This window comes from Pseudomonas wadenswilerensis (genome assembly GCF_024749185.1).
Taxonomy (GTDB): Bacteria; Pseudomonadota; Gammaproteobacteria; order Pseudomonadales; family Pseudomonadaceae; genus Aquipseudomonas; species Aquipseudomonas wadenswilerensis.
The window spans coordinates 5228061-5249534 of the sequence record NZ_CP087191.1; the positions used below are offsets into that span (position 1 = coordinate 5228061).

14 protein-coding genes, 6 tRNA genes and 3 rRNA genes are annotated in these 21474 nt (G+C 56.3%); 2 read left to right on the top strand and 21 right to left on the bottom strand.

The genetic code is table 11. The annotated features are described in order from the left end of the window. Window positions 1-20 precede the first annotated feature (20 nt). The 21 genes from rpoB to tyrS form a co-directional block, all read right to left on the bottom strand. Complete coding sequence (gene rpoB / locus LOY45_RS24035) at window positions 21-4094, bottom strand: DNA-directed RNA polymerase subunit beta (protein ID WP_115085066.1); 4074 nt, start codon at window positions 4092-4094, stop codon at window positions 21-23. Between the two features lie 219 nt (window positions 4095-4313). After that, window positions 4314-4679 carry a 50S ribosomal protein L7/L12 gene (gene rplL, locus LOY45_RS24040; RefSeq protein WP_043861936.1) on the bottom strand — a complete coding sequence of 122 codons (366 nt, stop codon included), beginning with the start codon at window positions 4677-4679 and terminating at the stop codon, window positions 4314-4316. A gap of 78 nt (window positions 4680-4757) precedes the next feature. Beyond that, the gene (gene rplJ, locus LOY45_RS24045) at window positions 4758-5258 is read right to left on the bottom strand and encodes a 50S ribosomal protein L10 (RefSeq protein ID WP_045190247.1); all 501 of its coding nucleotides are present in this window, start codon (window positions 5256-5258) and stop codon (window positions 4758-4760) included. A gap of 200 nt (window positions 5259-5458) precedes the next feature. Further along, window positions 5459-6154: a 50S ribosomal protein L1 gene (gene rplA / locus LOY45_RS24050; protein ID WP_038606147.1), complete on the bottom strand. Its 696-nt coding sequence runs from the start codon at window positions 6152-6154 to the stop codon at window positions 5459-5461. After that, complete coding sequence (gene rplK / locus LOY45_RS24055; RefSeq protein WP_115085065.1) at window positions 6154-6585, bottom strand: 50S ribosomal protein L11; 432 nt, start codon at window positions 6583-6585, stop codon at window positions 6154-6156. Before rplK ends, rplA begins: the two co-directional genes overlap by 1 nt. A 119-nt stretch (window positions 6586-6704) precedes the next feature. After that, complete coding sequence (gene nusG, locus LOY45_RS24060; RefSeq protein WP_010220294.1) at window positions 6705-7238, bottom strand: transcription termination/antitermination protein NusG; 534 nt, start codon at window positions 7236-7238, stop codon at window positions 6705-6707. 9 nt (window positions 7239-7247) lie between these two features. Continuing rightward, on the bottom strand, window positions 7248-7616 hold the full coding sequence (secE, locus tag LOY45_RS24065; protein WP_045202238.1) for a preprotein translocase subunit SecE: 369 nt from the start codon (window positions 7614-7616) through the stop codon (window positions 7248-7250). A 45-nt stretch (window positions 7617-7661) separates the two neighbouring features. Beyond that, window positions 7662-7737, bottom strand: a tRNA-Trp gene (locus LOY45_RS24070). Window positions 7738-7790: 53 nt separating this feature from the next. Continuing rightward, window positions 7791-8984, bottom strand: coding sequence for an elongation factor Tu (tuf, locus tag LOY45_RS24075; RefSeq protein ID WP_115085064.1), 1194 nt, complete (start codon window positions 8982-8984; stop codon window positions 7791-7793). A gap of 86 nt (window positions 8985-9070) precedes the next feature. Continuing rightward, window positions 9071-9146 (bottom strand) — tRNA-Thr (locus tag LOY45_RS24080). A 26-nt stretch (window positions 9147-9172) separates the two neighbouring features. After that, window positions 9173-9246 (bottom strand) — tRNA-Gly (locus tag LOY45_RS24085). 24 nt (window positions 9247-9270) lie between these two features. Further along, window positions 9271-9354, bottom strand: a tRNA-Tyr gene (locus LOY45_RS24090). Between the two features lie 152 nt (window positions 9355-9506). Further along, on the bottom strand, window positions 9507-9935 hold the full coding sequence (locus LOY45_RS24095) for a hypothetical protein (RefSeq protein ID WP_258578465.1): 429 nt from the start codon (window positions 9933-9935) through the stop codon (window positions 9507-9509). 7 nt (window positions 9936-9942) lie between these two features. Further along, window positions 9943-10689, bottom strand: a complete 747-nt coding sequence (locus tag LOY45_RS24100; protein WP_115085062.1) for a pantothenate kinase — start codon at window positions 10687-10689, stop codon at window positions 9943-9945. Continuing rightward, a complete protein-coding gene (birA, locus tag LOY45_RS24105; RefSeq protein ID WP_258578466.1) occupies window positions 10679-11638 on the bottom strand; it encodes a bifunctional biotin--[acetyl-CoA-carboxylase] ligase/biotin operon repressor BirA in 960 nt (319 codons plus the stop codon). The genes LOY45_RS24100 and birA overlap by 11 nt, the downstream gene beginning before the upstream one ends. A gap of 157 nt (window positions 11639-11795) precedes the next feature. Then, a 5S ribosomal RNA gene (gene rrf / locus LOY45_RS24110) occupies window positions 11796-11911 on the bottom strand. Between the two features lie 146 nt (window positions 11912-12057). Continuing rightward, a 23S ribosomal RNA gene (locus LOY45_RS24115) occupies window positions 12058-14948 on the bottom strand. Window positions 14949-15162: 214 nt separating this feature from the next. Continuing rightward, a tRNA-Ala gene (locus tag LOY45_RS24120) sits at window positions 15163-15238 on the bottom strand. 29 nt (window positions 15239-15267) lie between these two features. Continuing rightward, window positions 15268-15344, bottom strand: a tRNA-Ile gene (locus tag LOY45_RS24125). 66 nt (window positions 15345-15410) lie between these two features. Continuing rightward, window positions 15411-16947 (bottom strand): 16S ribosomal RNA (locus LOY45_RS24130). The 16S, 23S and 5S rRNA genes sit together here with 2 tRNA genes alongside, the layout of an rRNA operon. Window positions 16948-17541: 594 nt before the next feature. Next, window positions 17542-18741 (bottom strand): tyrosine--tRNA ligase, encoded by a 1200-nt coding sequence (gene tyrS, locus LOY45_RS24135; RefSeq protein ID WP_115085060.1) that lies wholly within the window; start codon window positions 18739-18741, stop codon window positions 17542-17544. Between the two features lie 210 nt (window positions 18742-18951). Between tyrS and LOY45_RS24140 the strand changes: the two genes are divergently transcribed. Both LOY45_RS24140 and LOY45_RS24145 read left to right on the top strand, forming a co-directional pair. Further along, window positions 18952-20373, top strand: coding sequence for a peptidoglycan DD-metalloendopeptidase family protein (locus LOY45_RS24140; RefSeq protein ID WP_258578467.1), 1422 nt, complete (start codon window positions 18952-18954; stop codon window positions 20371-20373). A gap of 3 nt (window positions 20374-20376) precedes the next feature. After that, on the top strand, window positions 20377-21468 hold the full coding sequence (locus tag LOY45_RS24145) for an anhydro-N-acetylmuramic acid kinase (RefSeq protein ID WP_258578468.1): 1092 nt from the start codon (window positions 20377-20379) through the stop codon (window positions 21466-21468). The last annotated feature ends 6 nt before the right edge of the window (window positions 21469-21474 follow it).

The window sequence follows — 21474 nt, forward strand, 5'->3', positions numbered from 1 at the left end:
CTCCCGATTCGCGTCACGTGTTATTCGGTTTCCAGATCGATATCGATACCGAGCGAACGAATCTCTTTGATCAACACGTTGAAGGACTCGGGCATGCCCGGCTCCATACGGTGATCGCCGTCCACGATGTTTTTGTACATCTTGGTCCGACCGTTCACATCGTCCGACTTCACTGTGAGCATTTCTTGCAGGGTGTATGCCGCGCCGTATGCTTCCAGCGCCCACACTTCCATCTCCCCGAAACGCTGACCACCGAACTGCGCCTTACCACCCAGCGGCTGCTGGGTAACCAGGCTGTAAGAACCAGTGGAACGCGCGTGCATCTTGTCGTCCACCAAGTGGTTCAGCTTGAGCATGTACATGTAACCAACGGTCACATGACGCTCGAACTTGTTACCAGTACGACCGTCGAACAGCTGCATCTGACCGCTTTCTGGCATGTCTGCCAGTTTCAGCATGGCCTTGATCTCGCTTTCCTTGGCACCGTCGAAGACTGGAGTGGCCATTGGCACACCGCCTTTGAGGTTCTTCGCCAGGTCCAGGATCTCCTGGTCGGAGAAAGTCTCCAGCTCTTCCTGACGACCACCGATCTCGTTGTAGATCTCGGTGAGGAACTTGCGCAGCTCGATGACCTTGCGCTGCTCTTCGAGCATGCGGTTGATCTTCTCGCCCAGACCTTTGGCCGCCAGGCCCAGGTGGGTTTCGAGGATCTGACCAACGTTCATACGCGATGGTACACCCAGCGGGTTGAGTACCACGTCGACCGGAGTACCGTTGGCGTCGTGCGGCATGTCTTCGACCGGCATGATCACCGAGACCACACCTTTGTTACCGTGACGACCGGCCATCTTGTCGCCCGGCTGGATGCGACGACGGATTGCCAGGTAGACCTTGACGATCTTCAGTACGCCCGGTGCCAGGTCATCGCCCTGCTGCAGCTTGCGCTTCTTGTCTTCGAACTTGTCGTCCAGCAGACGGCGACGATCAACGATGTAGGCCTGGGCCTTCTCGAGCTGCTCGTTCAGCGCGTCTTCGGCCATGCGCAGTTTGAACCACTGGCCGTGCTCCAGACCGTCCAGGACTTCGTTGGTGATCACAGTGCCTTTCTTCAGGCCTGCACCACCGTCGACAACCTGGCCGTTCAGGGCCGAACGCAGACGCTCGAAGGTTGCGCCTTCGACGATGCGGAACTCTTCGTTGAGGTCCTTGCGGATCTCGTCCAGCTGCATCTTCTCGATGGACAGCGCACGGCTGTCGCGCTCGACGCCATCACGGGTGAAGACCTGTACGTCGATGACAGTACCTTTGGTGCCGGTAGGCACGCGCAGGGAGGTGTCTTTAACGTCGCTGGCCTTCTCACCGAAGATCGCGCGCAGCAGTTTTTCTTCCGGAGTCAGCTGGGTTTCGCCTTTTGGCGTGACCTTGCCGACCAGGATGTCGCCAGCGCCAACTTCAGCACCAACATAGACGATACCGGCTTCGTCCAGCTTGTTCAGCGCAGCTTCACCGACGTTCGGGATGTCCGCGGTGATTTCCTCTGGGCCAAGCTTGGTGTCACGGGCCACACAGGTCAGTTCCTGGATGTGGATCGTGGTGAAGCGGTCTTCCTGAACCACACGCTCGGACAGGCAGATGGAGTCTTCGAAGTTGAAGCCGTTCCACGCCATGAACGCGATGCGCATGTTCTGACCCAGTGCCAGTTCACCCATATCGGTGGACGGGCCGTCGGCCATGATGTCGCCACGCTGAACCGCGTCACCCTTGTTCACCAGCGGACGCTGGTTGATGCAGGTGTTCTGGTTCGAACGGGTGTACTTGGTCAGGTTGTAGATGTCGACACCGGCTTCACCGGTTTCAACTTCGTCATCGGCAACGCGAACAACGATACGGCTGGCATCGACGGAGTCGATCACGCCACCACGACGGGCCACGACGCAAACGCCGGAGTCACGGGCAACGTTGCGCTCCATGCCGGTACCGACCAGCGGCTTGTCGGCGCGCAGGGTTGGTACAGCCTGACGCTGCATGTTCGAACCCATCAACGCACGGTTGGCGTCGTCGTGCTCGAGGAACGGAATCAGCGACGCTGCAACCGAAACTACCTGCTTCGGCGAAACGTCCATCAGGGTGACGTCTTCCGGCGCCTTGACGGTGAATTCGTTCAGGTGACGAACAGCTACCAGCTCGTCGATCAGGTGCTTCTTCTCGTTCATCGTGGCCGAAGCCTGGGCGATGACGTGATCAGCTTCTTCGATCGCCGACAGGAACACGATGTCGTCGGTAACCACGCCTTCTTTCACCACGCGGTACGGGCTTTCCAGGAAGCCGTACTGGTTGGTGCGAGCGTACGCAGCCAGGGAGTTGATCAGACCGATGTTCGGACCTTCAGGGGTCTCGATCGGGCACACACGGCCGTAGTGGGTCGGGTGTACGTCACGGACTTCGAAGCCTGCGCGCTCACGGGTCAGACCACCAGGGCCGAGTGCGGAGACACGACGCTTGTGGGTGATCTCGGACAGCGGGTTGTTCTGGTCCATGAACTGCGAGAGCTGGCTGGAGCCGAAGAACTCTTTCACCGCCGCCGCAACCGGCTTGGCGTTGATCAGGTCCTGAGGCATCAGGCCTTCGCTTTCAGCCATCGACAGACGCTCTTTGACCGCGCGCTCTACACGCACCAGGCCAACGCGGAACTGGTTCTCGGCCATCTCGCCGACACAACGGACGCGACGGTTACCCAGATGGTCGATGTCGTCGACGATACCTTTGCCGTTACGGATGTCGACCAGGGTCTTGAGGACCTCGACGATATCTTCCTTGCTCAGCACGCCCGAACCTTCGATCTCGGTACGACCGATACGACGGTTGAACTTCATGCGGCCAACGGCCGACAGGTCGTAACGTTCGGCGCTGAAGAACAGGTTGTTGAACAGGGTCTCGGCGGCATCCTTGGTTGGCGGCTCGCCAGGACGCATCATGCGATAGATCTCGACCAGCGCTTCCAGTTGGTTGCTGGTGGAGTCGATCTTCAGGGTATCCGAGATGAACGGACCGCAGTCGATGTCGTTGGTGTACAGGGTCTCGATGCGAACAACCTGAGCCTTGGCGATCTTCACCAGGGCGTCGGTGGTCAGCTCGGTGTTGCACTCAGCCAGGATCTCGCCGGTAGCCGGGTGCACGATCGCCTTGGCGGTAGTGCGGCCCAGGACGTATTCCAGCGGAACGTCCAGCTGCTTGACGCCAGCTTTTTCCAGCTGGTTGATGTGGCGAGCGGTGATACGACGACCTTGCTCGACAATGACCTTGCCGGTTTCGTCATGAATATCCATGACCGCAACTTCACCACGCAGGCGCTGAGGCACCAGCTCCAGGCTGAGCTTCTCGCCCGACACGTGGAACACGTTGGTGGTGTAGAAAGCATCCAGCACTTCTTCAGTGCTGTAGCCCAGCGCGCGCAGCAGAACCGACGCAGGCAGTTTACGACGACGGTCGATACGGACGAATACACAGTCTTTCGGATCGAACTCGAAGTCCAGCCACGAACCGCGGTAAGGAATGATCCGCGCCGAGTACAGCAGTTTGCCAGAGCTGTGCGTCTTGCCGCGGTCGTGATCGAAGAACACGCCCGGCGAACGGTGCAGCTGGGAAACGATAACACGCTCGGTACCGTTGATTACGAAGGTACCGTTTTCAGTCATCAGGGGAATTTCACCCATGTAGACTTCTTGCTCTTTGATGTCCTTGATCGCTTTGTTCGACGACTCTTTGTCGAAAATGATCAGGCGGACTTTTACCCGCAGCGGAACCGCATAGGTCACGCCACGCAGTACGCATTCTTTGACATCAAAAGCCGGTTCGCCCAGACGATAGCCAACGTACTCCAGGGCAGCATTGCCGGAGTAGCTGATGATCGGGAAAACCGATTTGAAGGCCGCATGCAGGCCCACGTCGCGGAACTGATCTTTGGTCGCTCCCGCTTGCAAGAATTCACGATACGAATCCAGCTGGATGGCCAGGAGGTAAGGCACATCCATGACGTCCGGCAACTTGCTAAAGTCCTTGCGGATACGTTTTTTCTCAGTGTATGAGTAAGCCATCAGCGTTCCCCAGCTTGGTCACCTGCTTGTTTGGCTTCTCCCGACGGGAGCAGCCAGAAAATCGTGCAAACCCCATGGTTTGCGCCACCATCATTGGTGGTTGCAGCTCGTTATCGGCGCCGACCTGGTCAGCTGCCAATAACGGAAAAAGGCCGGTGGCAAGAGCCACCAGCCATCAGCCTTTCGCTTATCGCTCGGGCTGGAGACGCACAGTCGAAATTACTTCAGTTCGACGGTAGCGCCTGCTGCTTCCAGGTCAGCTTTAGCTTTGTCAGCGGCTTCTTTCGAAACGCCTTCAGCAACAACCTGAGGAGCGGTATCAACCTTTTCCTTGGCTTCTTTCAGGCCCAGGCCGGTCAGTTCACGAACAGCCTTGATCACGTTTACTTTCTTGTCGCCAGCGGCAACCAGAACAACGTTGAACTCGGTTTGTTCTTCAACAACGGCAGCGGCAGCAGCTGGGCCGGCAGCGGCAACAGCAGCGGTAACACCGAAGGTTTCTTCCATTGCTTTGATCAGCTCAACAACTTCCAGAACGGTTTTCTGGCCGATTGCTTCGATGATTTGCTCGTTAGTCAGAGACATGACTTAAATCCTGTATTGGGGTGACAGCCTACGCAGCCATCAAATTAAACGTATGATTTCGAAAGTGCTTTCTGCGCCTTAGGCTGCAGCAGCTTCTTTCTGGTCGCGAACGGCTGCCAAAGTACGAGCCAGCTTGCTGGTAGCGCCTTGGATCACGCTCATCAGCTTCGCAATGGCCTCGTCGCGGGTCGGCAGGGAAGCCAACACGTCGATCTGGTTTGCGGCAAGGAACTTGCCGTCGAACGCAGCTGCCTTGATCTCGAACTTGCTCTGACCCTTGGCGAATTCTGCGAACAGACGGGCAGCAGCGCCCGGGTGTTCGTTGGAGAATGCGATCAGGGTAGGGCCAGTGAAGGCGTCGTTGAGGACACTGAATTCAGTGTCAGCAACAGCGCGCTTGAGCAGGGTGTTACGTACAACACGTACGTAAACGCCAGCTTCACGAGCCTCTTTACGGAGTCCGGTCATTGCGCCTACAGTCACGCCACGGGCATCAGCCACGACAGCAGACAGAGCGACTTTGGCAGCCTCGTTGACTTCAGCGACGATGGCCTTCTTGTCTTCGAGTTTAATTGCCACGGGTAAAACTCCTGCTTGTTACCGTTTCATCCAGCCGGAGCCGGATGTCGTTTTGGTGTCTGATTCGGTAAGGAACCAGGGGCACCATCTGCGTAGGCTTGTGGTTTAAGACTTGCGTCGCCTACGGTCTTGGATAGCCCCCGCCAGGCAGGGACCCCAATTTTTTCAACCTGGTGCGATCGCTCGCACCGGGTTTTGTCTTACGCGTTCAGCGAGCTCTGGTCGATGACCAGACCTGGGCCCATGGTGGTGCTCAGGGTAACGCGCTTGACGTAGATACCTTTCGAGGAAGCTGGCTTGATGCGCTTCAGATCAGCGATCAGGGCTTCAACGTTTTCCTTCAGCTTGCCAGCTTCAAAGCCGACTTTGCCAACGGAGGTGTGGATGATGCCGTTTTTGTCGGTGCGATAACGAACCTGACCAGCCTTGGCGTTTTTAACCGCGGTGGCTACGTCTGGAGTTACGGTACCGACTTTCGGGTTAGGCATCAGGCCGCGAGGACCCAGAACCTGACCCAGCTGACCTACAACACGCATTGCGTCCGGGGAAGCAATAACGACGTCATAGTTCAGGTCGCCGCCTTTCATTTCGGCAGCCAGATCGTCCATACCAACGCGGTCAGCGCCGGCAGCCAGAGCGGCTTCAGCAGCAGGACCCTGGGTGAAGACAGCTACACGTACGGTCTTGCCAGTGCCGTGTGGCAGCACGGTAGCGCTACGAACGACCTGGTCGGATTTACGTGGGTCAACACCGAGGTTGACAGCAACGTCGAAGGATTCGCTGAACTTCACGGTGGACAGTTCGGCCAGCAGCACTGCTGCGTCTTCGAAGTTGTAGACTTTGCCTGCTTCGATTTTCGAAGCAATGGCCTTTTGGCGCTTGGTCAGCTTAGCCATTACACACCCTCCACGTTGAGGCCCATGCTGCGAGCAGAACCGGCGATGGTTCGCACGGCTGCATCCATGTCAGCAGCAGTCAGATCAGCCTGTTTGGTCTTGGCGATCTCTTCCAGCTGAGCACGGGTCACAGTACCGACTTTAACGGTGTTCGGACGTGCAGAACCGCTGGTCAGGCCAGCTGCTTTCTTCAGCAGAACCGAAGCAGGGGTGCTTTTGGTTTCGAAGGTGAAGCTGCGGTCACTGTAAACAGTGATGATCACAGGAGTCGGCAGACCGGCTTCTTGACCCTGAGTACGGGCGTTGAAGGCCTTGCAGAATTCCATGATGTTCACACCGTGTTGACCCAGTGCTGGACCAACGGGTGGGCTTGGGTTGGCCTGGCCGGCCTTTACTTGCAGCTTGATGTAAGCCTGAATCTTCTTAGCCATGAGCTACTCCAATATCGGGTACGAACGCCTGAAGGCTCCCCGGATTACTTGCGTTTTATCCCAGTGACGACAAAACCCCGCAGCACATAGGGCTGCGGGGTATGGGATGCTTTGTTCGGCTAGACCTTCTCGACCTGGCTGAACTCGAGCTCTACCGGGGTAGAGCGACCGAAAATAAGCACGGCCACTTGGATCCGGCTCTTCTCGTAGTTAACTTCTTCAACGGTACCGTTGAAATCAGCGAACGGACCGTCGATAACGCGGACCACTTCGCCCGGCTCGAACAAAGTCTTCGGCTTCGGCTTATCGCTGCCATCGGCAACGCGACGCAGAATGGCTTCAGCTTCTTTGTCGGTGATGGGTGCAGGCTTGTCTGCAGTACCACCGATGAAGCCCATGACACGAGGAGTATCCTTGACCAAGTGCCAAGTCCCTTCGTTCATGTCCATTTGGACCAGCACATAACCCGGGAAGAACTTACGCTCGCTTTTGCGCTTCTGGCCATTGCGCATCTCAACCACTTCTTCAGTGGGGACCAGAATCTCGCCGAAGCCATCTTCCATGCCAGCCAGCTTTACGCGCTCGATCAGCGAGCGCATTACATGCTTCTCGTAACCCGAGTAAGCATGCACAACGTACCAACGCTTAGCCACGGGACACCCTTAGCCAACAATCAAGGAAATCAACCAACCCAGCAGGGAGTCGAGACCCCACAGCAGCAACGCCATAACCAGGACAACCGCCACTACGATGAGCGTGGTCTGCGTGGTTTCTTGGCGGGTTGGCCATACGACTTTACGAATCTCGGTGCGAGCTTCCTTTGCCAGCGCAAAGAACGACTTGCCTTTGGCAGTCTGCAGGGCAACGAAGCCAGCTACAGCAGCAAGAGCAAGCAGTGCAAGTACGCGATACAGAATCGGCGAGGCGGAGTAATACTGGTTACCCACAACACCAACGACTACCAAAGCGACAACAGCCAGCCACTTGAGCAGATCAAAACGAGAGTCTTGGGCTTCAGCCTTGGGAGTCATCTAGGAAAATCCTGTGAAAAGAAAGCCAGACACACGAGGTGAATCTGGCAGGTCAGGAGGGAATCGAACCCCCAACCTACGGTTTTGGAGACCGTCGCTCTGCCAATTGAGCTACTGACCTAAAAGCTTATCAGGCCGACCATTATGTCGGCCTGATCGAGAGAAATCAACTACTTATTCGATAATCTTTGCTACGACACCAGCACCGACGGTACGACCGCCTTCACGGATAGCGAAACGCAGACCGTCTTCCATCGCGATGGTCTTGATCAGGGTAACAGTCATTTGAATGTTGTCACCTGGCATTACCATTTCAACGCCTTCTGGCAGCTCGCAGTTACCAGTCACGTCAGTAGTACGGAAGTAGAACTGTGGACGGTAGCCTTTGAAGAACGGAGTATGACGGCCGCCTTCTTCCTTGCTCAGAACGTAAACTTCTGCGGTGAACTTGGTGTGCGGCTTGACCGAACCTGGCTTGACCAGAACCTGGCCACGCTCAACGTCGTCACGCTTGGTGCCGCGCAGCAGCACGCCGCAGTTCTCGCCAGCACGACCTTCGTCCAGCAGCTTGCGGAACATCTCAACACCGGTGCAGGTGGTGGTGGTGGTGTCACGCAGACCAACGATTTCCAGGGCGTCTTGAACGCGGACGATACCACGCTCGATACGACCGGTAACAACGGTACCACGACCCGAGATCGAGAATACGTCTTCGATTGGCATCAGGAACGGCTTGTCGATAGCGCGCTCAGGCTCTGGGATGTAGGCATCCAGAGTCTCAACCAGCTTCTTGACAGCGGTGGTGCCCATTTCGTTGTCGTCTTTGCCTTCCAGCGCCATACGAGCCGAACCGATGATGATCGGAGTGTCGTCGCCTGGGAAGTCATAGGTGGACAGCAGGTCGCGAACTTCCATCTCGACCAGTTCCAGCAGCTCAGCGTCGTCTACCAGGTCAGCCTTGTTCAGGAAGACCACGATGTACGGAACGCCAACCTGACGAGACAGCAGGATGTGCTCACGGGTTTGTGGCATCGGACCATCGGCGGCCGAGCAAACCAGGATCGCGCCGTCCATCTGGGCAGCACCGGTGATCATGTTCTTCACGTAGTCAGCGTGACCTGGGCAGTCGACGTGAGCGTAGTGACGAATCTTCGAGTTGTACTCGACGTGTGCGGTGTTGATGGTGATACCGCGAGCTTTCTCTTCTGGAGCGCTGTCGATCTTGTCGAAGTCAACAACGGCCGAACCGAAAACTTCGGAGCAGACGCGGGTCAGCGCTGCGGTCAGCGTGGTCTTGCCATGGTCGACGTGACCAATGGTGCCGACGTTCACGTGCGGCAGACTACGATCGAACTTTTCCTTAGCCATCGAGACAATCCTCAGCAAGAAGAAATAAGCAAGTCAATACGACCATTAAAACAAAGGCAGATATTTTCATATCTGCCTTAGTTATATGGAGCTCTTGAGCGGATTTGAACCGCTGACCTCACCCTTACCAAGGGTGTGCTCTACCAACTGAGCTACAAGAGCGTAACACTGTGCAACAACCGTAAACTTGGAGCGGGTAGCGGGAATCGAACCCGCATCATCAGCTTGGAAGGCTGAGGTTCTACCACTAAACTATACCCGCGGAGCTTGCGGCTCTCGCTAAAACTGGTGGAGGGAGAAGGATTCGAACCTTCGAAGCTCTCGCAACGGATTTACAGTCCGTCCCCTTTGACCGCTCGGGAATCCCTCCAGATTTGGCCGGCATTCTATGCAGAAGCCGATCCAGTGTCAAGCGCTTTTTCAAATTTTTTCAATCAAATCTGAAACTTAGCTGCTTTGACACCGCCTCCAGCTCTACCACCTGAGTGGTGTTCCCTGTGAAGCGGGCGCCATTCTATCAAGCTATTCGCCAGTTGCAATACCCTCGCACAACATTATTTTATGTTTTAAGTCTTTGAAATCATGGGAAAGTGTCCCAAGCACGGTTTGGTCCAGCAAACGCTGGCTCTGGGGCGCGACCTGCAGCCACAAACCAGTGCTATCACCCAGGCGGCCGGTCACCGGAACAGCAGCAATATCCAGGGTCAGCAAGCGCTGACGCAGTGCCTTTACCTGATCCTGGCCCGCCAGGCCGCCTACGTAGAGGCATTCCTGGCCACGCTCGGGCGCCGTTTTACCCTTGCTCGACTCGCTCAGCAGACGAATATCCTGCTGATTTCCCTTATACAGCGACAACGGCGCCACTTCCTTGGCCTTCAACGGCGCTTCCTGCTGGTGCCAGACGTAATAAAAGACATTGAGCACCACCAACAACAGAAACAACCAACGCATAGGCACCTCAATCCAGGGGACAAGCCATGGCCAGACCAACGAACACCAGGTCCGGCACCACCCGGGCCTGTGGCGCGGTCTCCTGCACCAGGAGCGCATCGCCCCCGGTTAGCAGCACGGTGAAATCATCACCCCACAGTCCCTGAGCGTATTCGAGCTGCGAGCGAACAAAGCCCTGCAGCATATGCACGCAACCACGCTCCACCGCCTCGACAGTAGAACGCCCAGGCGCCAGGCTCGACAATGCCCGTTCAGCCGAAGCATCGTCATAGCGGATACGCCGGGTGTGGGTACGCAGCTGACTGCGCATCAACGGCATGCCCGGGCAAATGAAACCACCCAGATGCTCGCCGTCGGCAGATACGAAGTCGGCCTTGGCCGCCGTACCAAAATCCATGACCAGGCAAGCGCCGCCCGCCAAGTGATACCCCCCCAGGAGCGCAAGCCAACGATCCAGGCCAAGGCGCTGGAAGTCTTCGTAACCATTACGCACGCCACAGACCTCTTTGGCCGGCTGCGCCACCACAACATTCAGGCCAAAGTGCTGAGCGAGCAGCGCCGAAAGACCGGCAGTCTCCTCTTCACTTCTGACACTGACCAGGCGGCAGCGCCTGGGCGCCTCAGGGAGCGCCATGACAGCCGCTACCAGGGCCTGATCGGAGTCCACTATGCCGCCGGCAGCCACAGCACCCTGCGCAGCATGGATTACCCGCCACTTGATAAAGCTGTTGCCACAATCGAGCTCAAGAATCATCACGCAACCTCAAACTGAGCTCACCACCGCTAAAGCTCTTCTCAACACCATCAACCTCGAGGCGCAACGCCCCTTGCCGGTCAATGCCTAGAACAATTCCGTCAATCCGGTTGACTCCGGCAATCAGGGACACCGCAGCCCCCTGCCACAGATGGGATTGTTCCCATTCGGCCTGGAACGCGGCGAAACCGGATTGCCGATGGCGCTGCAGATCCTGCTGCAGGTTCTGACTGAGCGCAGCCACCAGCTTATTACGATCGACTGCCACCCCTGTCTCACGACGCACAGACGTCCACAGCTGATCGATCTGCTCGTTGACCTGCATGTTGACGTTGATACCAACCCCCAGCACGACGTGACAGACGTCCGCGGGATCTCCAACCAGCTCCAGGAGGATGCCAGCGATTTTCTGATTGTTTACCAGAACATCATTCGGCCATTTCAGTCCCGCGCTGGCAACACCAAAGGCCTGCAGCGTACGCATTACCGCCAGGCCAACCACAAGGCTCAAACCTTCCAGCTGGCGCATGCCGCCTTCAATACGTAGCACCAGGCTGTAGTACAGGTTTTCCGCGAATGGGCTGACCCACTGCCGGCCACGCCGACCACGCCCGGCCGCCTGACGCTCAGCCAGCACCAGGAACGGCGCAGCCTGGCCTTCGCTGATCGAGCGCAGGGCCTGGGCGTTGGTCGAGTCGATGGATTCGAATATCAACACTGGCCACTGTTCACCTTGGGAAAGCTCGGCTAATGCCGACTCTTCCAGCAACGACAGCGGCGTGGCCAACTGATAGCCGCGGCCACGGACTTTATGAATGGGCAGGTTCAGCTCAGCCTCAAGAAGCTGCAATTGCTTCCAGACAGCGGCGCGACTGACGCCCAAGGCTGCGCCCAGGTCTTGCCCGGAATGGAACCGGCCATCCTTGAGGAGCTTCAACAACTTCAGCATGCCAATCTCGACTCACAATGAGGAGGGCATGATAGCCATGCAGGTGGGGATTGCATAGAAAACTGAGTTGCGGGAGCGGCAGCAGGAGCGCACAGAGGAAAATGCCAGAAAGACAAAACCCCTACCTGCATACGCAGATAGGGGTTTCGGAATTTAATCTTGACGATGACCTACTCTCACATGGGGAAACCCCACACTACCATCGGCGATGCATCGTTTCACTGCTGAGTTCGGGATGGGATCAGGTGGTTCCAATGCTCTATGGTCGTCAAGAAATTCTGTTGCCAGAAGGTCTTGTTAGACACTCCAGCGAATCGGGTATGTGATGCTTGTGAGTTACAAATTCTCGGCTTTGCAGTCTTCACTACCGCAATTTGGCCTGCTCTTTATTTAGGAGCAGCAAATTGCTTGGGTGTTATATGGTCAAGCCTCACGGGCAATTAGTATTGGTTAGCTCAACGCCTCACAGCGCTTACACACCCAACCTATCAACGTCGTAGTCTTCGACGGCCCTTCAGGGAGCTCAAGGCTCCAGTGAGATCTCATCTTGAGGCAAGTTTCCCGCTTAGATGCTTTCAGCGGTTATCTCTTCCGAACATAGCTACCCGGCAATGCCACTGGCGTGACAACCGGAACACCAGAGGTTCGTCCACTCCGGTCCTCTCGTACTAGGAGCAGCCCCTCTCAAATCTCAAACGTCCACGGCAGATAGGGACCGAACTGTCTCACGACGTTCTAAACCCAGCTCGCGTACCACTTTAAATGGCGAACAGCCATACCCTTGGGACCGGCTTCAGCCCCAGGATGTGATGAGCCGACATCGAGGTGCCAAACACCGCCGTCGATATGAACTCTTGGGCGGTATCAGCCTGTTATCCCCGGAGTACCTTTTATCCGTTGAGCGATGGCCCTTCCATACAGAACCACCGGATCACTAAGACCTACTTTCGTACCTGCTCGACGTGTCTGTCTCGCAGTCAAGCGCGCTTTTGCCTTTATACTCTACGACCGATTTCCGACCGGTCTGAGCGCACCTTCGTACTCCTCCGTTACTCTTTAGGAGGAGACCGCCCCAGTCAAACTACCCACCATACACTGTCCTCGATCCGGATAACGGACCTGAGTTAGAACCTCAAAGTTGCCAGGGTGGTATTTCAAGGATGGCTCCACGCGAACTGGCGTCCACGCTTCAAAGCCTCCCACCTATCCTACACAAGCAAATTCAAAGTCCAGTGCAAAGCTATAGTAAAGGTTCACGGGGTCTTTCCGTCTAGCCGCGGATACACTGCATCTTCACAGCGATTTCAATTTCACTGAGTCTCGGGTGGAGACAGCGCCGCCATCGTTACGCCATTCGTGCAGGTCGGAACTTACCCGACAAGGAATTTCGCTACCTTAGGACCGTTATAGTTACGGCCGCCGTTTACCGGGGCTTCGATCAAGAGCTTCGCGTTAGCTAACCCCATCAATTAACCTTCCGGCACCGGGCAGGCGTCACACCCTATACGTCCACTTTCGTGTTTGCAGAGTGCTGTGTTTTTAATAAACAGTCGCAGCGGCCTGGTATCTTCGACCGGCATGGGCTTACGGAGCAAGTCCTTCACCCTCACCGGCGCACCTTCTCCCGAAGTTACGGTGCCATTTTGCCTAGTTCCTTCACCCGAGTTCTCTCAAGCGCCTTGGTATTCTCTACCCAACCACCTGTGTCGGTTTGGGGTACGGTTCCTAGTTATCTGAAGCTTAGAAGCTTTTCTTGGAAGCATGGCATCAACCACTTCGTCGCCTAAAGGCAACTCGTCATCAGCTCTCGGCCTTAAGATCCCGGATTTACCTAAGATCTCAGCCTACCACCTTAAACTTGGACAACCAACGCCAAGCTGGCCTAGCCTTCTCCGTCCCTCCATCGCAATAACTAGAAGTACAGGAATATTAACCTGTTTTCCATCGACTACGCTTTTCAGCCTCGCCTTAGGGACCGACTAACCCTGCGTCGATTAACGTTGCGCAGGAAACCTTGGTCTTTCGGCGTGGGAGTTTTTCACTCCCATTGTCGTTACTCATGTCAGCATTCGCACTTCTGATACCTCCAGCAAGCTTCTCAACTCACCTTCACAGGCTTACAGAACGCTCCTCTACCGCGTCACCTAAGTGACACCCGTAGCTTCGGTGTATGGTTTGAGCCCCGTTACATCTTCCGCGCAGGCCGACTCGACTAGTGAGCTATTACGCTTTCTTTAAAGGGTGGCTGCTTCTAAGCCAACCTCCTAGCTGTCTAAGCCTTCCCACATCGTTTCCCACTTAACCATAACTTTGGGACCTTAGCTGACGGTCTGGGTTGTTTCCCTTTTCACGACGGACGTTAGCACCCGCCGTGTGTCTCCCATGCTCGGCACTTGTAGGTATTCGGAGTTTGCATCGGTTTGGTAAGTCGGGATGACCCCCTAGCCGAAACAGTGCTCTACCCCCTACAGTGATACATGAGGCGCTACCTAAATAGCTTTCGAGGAGAACCAGCTATCTCCGAGCTTGATTAGCCTTTCACTCCGATCCACAGGTCATCCGCTAACTTTTCAACGGTAGTCGGTTCGGTCCTCCAGTCAGTGTTACCTAACCTTCAACCTGCCCATGGATAGATCGCCCGGTTTCGGGTCTATACCCAGCGACTAAACGCGCTATTAACACTCGCTTTCGCTACGCCTCCCCTATTCGGTTAAGCTCGCCACTGAATATAAGTCGCTGACCCATTATACAAAAGGTACGCAGTCACCTAACAAAGTAGGCTCCCACTGCTTGTACGCATACGGTTTCAGGATCTATTTCACTCCCCTCTCCGGGGTTCTTTTCGCCTTTCCCTCACGGTACTGGTTCACTATCGGTCAGTCAGTAGTATTTAGCCTTGGAGGATGGTCCCCCCATATTCAGACAAAGTTTCTCGTGCTCCGTCCTACTCGATTTCATGACTAAGAGATTTTCGCGTACAGGGCTATCACCCACTATGGCCGCACTTTCCAGAGCGTTCCGCTAATCTCAAAGCCACTTAAGGGCTAGTCCCCGTTCGCTCGCCACTACTAAGGGAATCTCGGTTGATTTCTTTTCCTCAGGGTACTTAGATGTTTCAGTTCCCCTGGTTCGCCTCTTGCACCTATGTATTCAGTACAAGATACTCAGCTTATGCTGAGTGGGTTCCCCCATTCAGAGATCTCCGGATCAAAGTCTGTTTGCCGACTCCCCGAAGCTTATCGCAGGCTACCACGTCTTTCATCGCCTCTGACTGCCAAGGCATCCACCGTATGCGCTTCTTCACTTGACCATATAACCCCAAGCAATCTGGTTATACTGTGAAGACAACATTCGCCGAAAACTTGTAATTACTCACAAATTTTACCTTAGCCTGAACACACACCAGTGAAAGTGCTGTCCAGTCTATCTTTCTATCACATACCCAAATTTTTAAAGAACGATTCTGAAAAAGTTCAGAAATCAATATTCGAGCCGAATATTCATTTCTAAGCTTTGACGTAAGGTGGTGGAGCCAAGCGGGATCGAACCGCTGACCTCCTGCGTGCAAGGCAGGCGCTCTCCCAGCTGAGCTATGGCCCCGTATTGCTACAGGCTGCACCACATGTAATTGGTGGGTCTGGGCAGATTCGAACTGCCGACCTCACCCTTATCAGGGGTGCGCTCTAACCAACTGAGCTACAGACCCAATCGTCTTCTTCAATGAATCAAGCAATTCGTGTGGGAGCTCATAAGACAGCTGATGTCTGTCGATTAAGGAGGTGATCCAGCCGCAGGTTCCCCTACGGCTACCTTGTTACGACTTCACCCCAGTCATGAATCACACCGTGGTAACCGTCCTCCCGAAGGTTAGACTAGCTACTTCTGGTGCAACCCACTCCCATGGTGTGACGGGCGGTGTGTACAAGGCCCGGGAACGTATTCACCGCGACATTCTGATTCGCGATTACTAGCGATTCCGACTTCACGCAGTCGAGTTGCAGACTGCGATCCGGACTACGATCGGTTTTGTGAGATTAGCTCCACCTCGCGGCTTGGCAACCCTCTGTACCGACCATTGTAGCACGTGTGTAGCCCAGGCCGTAAGGGCCATGATGACTTGACGTCATCCCCACCTTCCTCCGGTTTGTCACCGGCAGTCTCCTTAGAGTGCCCACCATAACGTGCTGGTAACTAAGGACAAGGGTTGCGCTCGTTACGGGACTTAACCCAACATCTCACGACACGAGCTGACGACAGCCATGCAGCACCTGTGTCAGAGTTCCCGAAGGCACCAATCCATCTCTGGAAAGTTCTCTGCATGTCAAGGCCTGGTAAGGTTCTTCGCGTTGCTTCGAATTAAACCACATGCTCCACCGCTTGTGCGGGCCCCCGTCAATTCATTTGAGTTTTAACCTTGCGGCCGTACTCCCCAGGCGGTCAACTTAATGCGTTAGCTGCGCCACTAAAATCTCAAGGATTCCAACGGCTAGTTGACATCGTTTACGGCGTGGACTACCAGGGTATCTAATCCTGTTTGCTCCCCACGCTTTCGCACCTCAGTGTCAGTATGAGCCCAGGTGGTCGCCTTCGCCACTGGTGTTCCTTCCTATATCTACGCATTTCACCGCTACACAGGAAATTCCACCACCCTCTGCCCTACTCTAGCTCGCCAGTTTTGGATGCAGTTCCCAGGTTGAGCCCGGGGATTTCACATCCAACTTAACGAACCACCTACGCGCGCTTTACGCCCAGTAATTCCGATTAACGCTTGCACCCTCTGTATTACCGCGGCTGCTGGCACAGAGTTAGCCGGTGCTTATTCTGTCGGTAACGTCAAAATACTCACGTATTAGGTAAGTACCCTTCCTCCCAACTTAAAGTGCTTTACAATCCGAAGACCTTCTTCACACACGCGGCATGGCTGGATCAGGCTTTCGCCCATTGTCCAATATTCCCCACTGCTGCCTCCCGTAGGAGTCTGGACCGTGTCTCAGTTCCAGTGTGACTGATCATCCTCTCAGACCAGTTACGGATCGTCGCCTTGGTGAGCCATTACCTCACCAACTAGCTAATCCGACCTAGGCTCATCTGATAGCGCAAGGCCCGAAGGTCCCCTGCTTTCCCCCGTAGGGCGTATGCGGTATTAGCGTTCCTTTCGAAACGTTGTCCCCCACTACCAGGCAGATTCCTAGGTATTACTCACCCGTCCGCCGCTGAATCGAAGAGCAAGCTCTTCTCATCCGCTCGACTTGCATGTGTTAGGCCTGCCGCCAGCGTTCAATCTGAGCCATGATCAAACTCTTCAGTTCAATACTGCTTGGGTTTTGAGAAAACCCTAAACTTGGCTCAGCAATCTCAAATGACTTACTTTCAAATCTTTCGATTTTCGTGTAGCCACTTGTGATGCTGATAATCTTTTTGACTATCAGTCTGAACTCACAAGCACCCACACGAATTGCTTGATTCAGTTGTTAAAGAGCGGTTGGTTAAGAGCTTTTCGTCTCAACCGAGGCGCGCATTCTACGCTTTCCTCAGAGCCTGTCAAGCGTTTATTTTGAAGTTTTTCAGATGCTTTCGATTAAAAAGCCTTTCAACTTCAACCACTTGACTCGCTGCGATCTCTCGTCAGCGGGAGGCGAATTCTACAGCGTTTCAAACCGCTGTCAACTGCCTTTTTCACCGCTGTCGATCTTTCGATCGAAGCCCTTCCGGATGACCTTGGAACCGCTAACTCTTTGAAACTCAAGGAGTTTTCAGTTCCGACTGCGCCGGAAGTGGTGCGCATTATAAGGGGATTCGAAAGCCCGTCAAGGCTTAATTTCAATAAACCTTAACATTGCTGAAAAACAAAGCGGGGAGGCCTGCCGGCCTCCCCGTCTATATATAGCTACACCAGCAGGCGATTACTCAGCCTTGAGGGTAACCCGGGCAAATGCCTTCTTGCCCGCCTGGCACACATGGGTCGCACCAAGTGCAAACATGAAGTCGCGATCAACCACCGCACCGTCGACTTTCACGGCGCCGCCATTGAGCAGATCCCGCGCCATCGCCGAGTTCTTCACCAGGCCCGCCCGGTTCAACACCGCAGCGATCGGCAAGCCTTCAGCCGCAGCAACCTCGACATCAGGCAGGTCCTCCGGCAACTCGCCCTCTTTCATACGGTTACCTGCCGCGCGGTGCGCATTGGCGGCAGCCTCCTCACCATGGAAGCGTGCAACGATCTCTTCCGCCAGCTTGATCTTGATGTCACGCGGGTTCGCGCCATTGGCGACATCCGCACGGAACTGCTCGATCTCTTCCATGGAACGGAAGCTCAGCAGCTCGAAGTAGCGCCACATCAAGGTGTCAGGAATCGACACGAGCTTGCTGTACATCACTCCGGGGGCTTCCTGGATGCCGACATAATTGCCCAGCGACTTGGACATCTTCTTCACGCCGTCGAGCCCTTCGAGCAACGGCATGGTCACGATGTTCTGCGCTTCCTGGCCGTAGGCACGCTGCAGCTCGCGCCCCATCAGCAGGTTGAACTTCTGGTCGGTACCGCCGAGCTCGACATCGCACTTCAGTGCCACCGAGTCATAGCCCTGCACCAGCGGGTAGAGGAACTCGTGGATCGCGATCGGCTGGTTGGTGGTGTAGCGCTTGTCGAAGTCGTCGCGCTCAAGCATGCGCGCCACGGTGTACTGCGACGCCAGGCGAATGAAATCGGCAGGACTGAGCTTGTCCATCCAGGTGGAGTTGAACGCGACTTCGGTCTTGGCCGGGTCGAGAATCTTGAACACCTGCTGTTTATAGGTCTCGGCGTTATCCAGCACCTGCTCGCGGGTCAGCGGCGGACGGGTGGCACTCTTGCCGCTCGGGTCACCGATCATGCCGGTGAAGTCACCGATCAGGAAGATCACCTGGTGACCCAGATCCTGGAACTGGCGCAGCTTGTTGATCAGGACGGTATGCCCCAGGTGCAGGTCAGGCGCAGTCGGGTCAAAACCCGCCTTGATCCGCAGCGGTTGCCCGCGCTTGAGCTTCTCGACCAACTCGGACTCGACCAGTACCTCTTCCGCTCCACGCTTGATCAGCGCTAGCTGCTCTTCAACCGACTTCATAACAGACCCGCAAGGCTCAGATTCAAAGGGACCCAACCATACAAGATCAGCCATCAAATACAAGTTTTTGCCCCGAGTGTGACCTCGAAGCCGACTGATGACGTCTGCGCGCTTGCGCTGAAGGGGATTTGGTTATATTTTATACAGTTATTTCATCTTCATCATGTCATTCATCTTTTCCACTTCATCTATTTCAAAGTCAATTCATCTATGACCAACGAACCGCCTAAAGCGCCTCCGCTTTATCCGAAGAGCCACTTGTTGGCCGCCAGCGGCATCGCCGCCTTACTCAGCCTGGCCTTGCTGGTGTTCCCATCCAGCGAGGTCGAAGCCAAGAAAACCACCCTGAACCTGGAGCTGGAAAGCCCGGCCGAGCAACTCAAGCAGGAACAGGACGCCCCACTTACCCAGAACACTGACGCCGCGCCCTCGCCGTTTGCGCAGATCGACAACAGCGCCGCACCGACCGAAACCGCCAAGGTCGAGCCGGCGCCTGCCGCTGCCGAAGCTGCGCCAGCCAGCAAGGACCCAAGCCACCGCGAAGTTACCGTGAGCCGTGGCGATACCCTGTCGACCCTGTTCGCCAAGGTCGGCCTGCCGGCTACCGCCGTGCATGAAGTGCTGACCAGCAACAAGCAGGCCAAGCAGTTCAGCCAACTCAAACACGGCCAAGTGCTGCAGATCGAGCTCGACAAGGACGGTCAGTTGGCCAGCCTGCACAGCAAGCTCAGCGACCTCGAAACCATTCGCCTGACCAAGAGCGCAAACGGTTACGCGTTCAACCGTGAAATCAGCAAGCCAGTGGTGCGTTCCGCCTATGTTCATGGCGTGATCAAGAGCTCGCTGTCGGCCTCGGCCCAACGCGCCGGCCTGAATCACAATCTGACCATGGATATGGCACGTATTTTTGGCTACGACATCGACTTCGCCCAGGATATTCGCCAGGGCGACGAATTCGACGTGATCTACGAACAGAAGGTCATGAACGGCAAGGTCGTCGGCACCGGCAATATCCTGTCCGCGCGCTTTACCAACCGCGGCAAGAGCTTCACCGCGGTGCGCTACACCAACAAGCAGGGCAACACCAACTACTACACCGCCGACGGCAACAGCATGCGCAAGGCGTTCATCCGTACTCCGGTTGATTTCGCCCGTATCAGCTCGCGCTTCTCGGCAGGCCGCAAGCACCCGATCCTGAACAAGATCCGCGCACACAAAGGTGTCGACTACGCAGCACCACGCGGTACGCCGATCAAGGCGGCCGGTGACGGCAAGGTCCTGCTGGCGGGCCGCCGCGGTGGTTACGGCAACACCGTGATCATCCAGCACGGCAACCGCTACCAGACCCTGTACGGGCACATGCAGGGCTTCGCCAAGGGCGTGAAGACCGGCGGTTCCGTCAAGCAAGGGCAGATCATCGGCTACATCGGCACCACCGGCCTGTCCACCGGCCCGCACCTGCACTACGAGTTCCAGGTCAACGGCGTACACGTCGACCCGCTCGGGCAGAAGCTGCCAATGGCCGACCCGATCGCCAAGGCCGAGCGCCAGCGTTTCCTGCTGCAAAGCCAGCCACTGGTCGCGCGCATGGAGCAGGAAAAGGCCACCCTGCTCGCCTCGAGCAAGCGTTAAGCAATGCCGCTCTATCTGGGTGTGATGTCCGGGACCAGCCTCGATGGCCTGGACATCGCCTTGATCGAACAGGAGCAGCACCTCAAGCTGCTCGCTACCCATTACATTCCCATGCCCGTCAGCCTGCGCCAGGACCTGCTGGACCTGTGCGCCAGCGGGCCTGACGAGATCGCCCGCGCGGCCCTGGCAGAGAACCAGTGGGTGCGCCTTGCCGCCGAAGGCATCCAGCACCTGCTGGCCGCCCAAGACCTCAAGCCTGAGGCCATTCGCGCCATCGGCAGCCATGGCCAGACCATTCGTCACGAACCGGCGCGCGGTTTCACCGTGCAGATCGGCAATCCGGCGTTGCTGGCCGAGCTCACCGGCATCAGCGTAGTCAGCGACTTTCGCCGCCGCGACGTTGCTGCTGGCGGCCAGGGTGCGCCGCTGGTACCGGCCTTCCACGAAGCGCTGTTCGCCCACCAGGGCCAACGCCTGGCAGTGCTCAACGTCGGCGGTTTCAGCAATCTCAGCCTGATCGAACAGGACAAGCAAGTCAGCGGCTTCGATTGCGGGCCGGGTAACGTGCTGCTCGATGCCTGGATCCAGCAGAAACAGGGCCACAGCTACGACGCCGACGGTGCCTGGGCTGGCACCGGCCAGGTGATCCCCGGTTTGCTCGCCTCCCAACTCAGTGACCCGTTCTTCGCCGGTACCGGGCCGAAAAGTACCGGCCGCGAAGTGTTCAACCTGCCTTGGTTGAACCAGCATCTTGCGTCTCAGCCGGGCTATCGGGATGAAGACGTGCAGGCCACCCTGCTGGAGCTGACCGCCCGCAGTATCGTCAGCTCGTTGCAGGCGGCGCAGGACGATACCCAGGCCTTGCTGGTCTGCGGTGGCGGCGCGCACAACAGCGTGCTGATGCAGCGTCTGGCAACGCTGCTACCCAACGCCCGGGTCAGCAGCACTGCCGCTTGCGGGGTCGACCCTGACTGGGTCGAAGCCATGGCCTTCGCCTGGCTGGCCCACTGCTGCCTGGAGCACATCCCCGCCAACCGCCCCAGCGTCACTGCTGCTCGTGGCCTGCGGGTGCTGGGCGCGATCTACCCGGCATAAACCGCA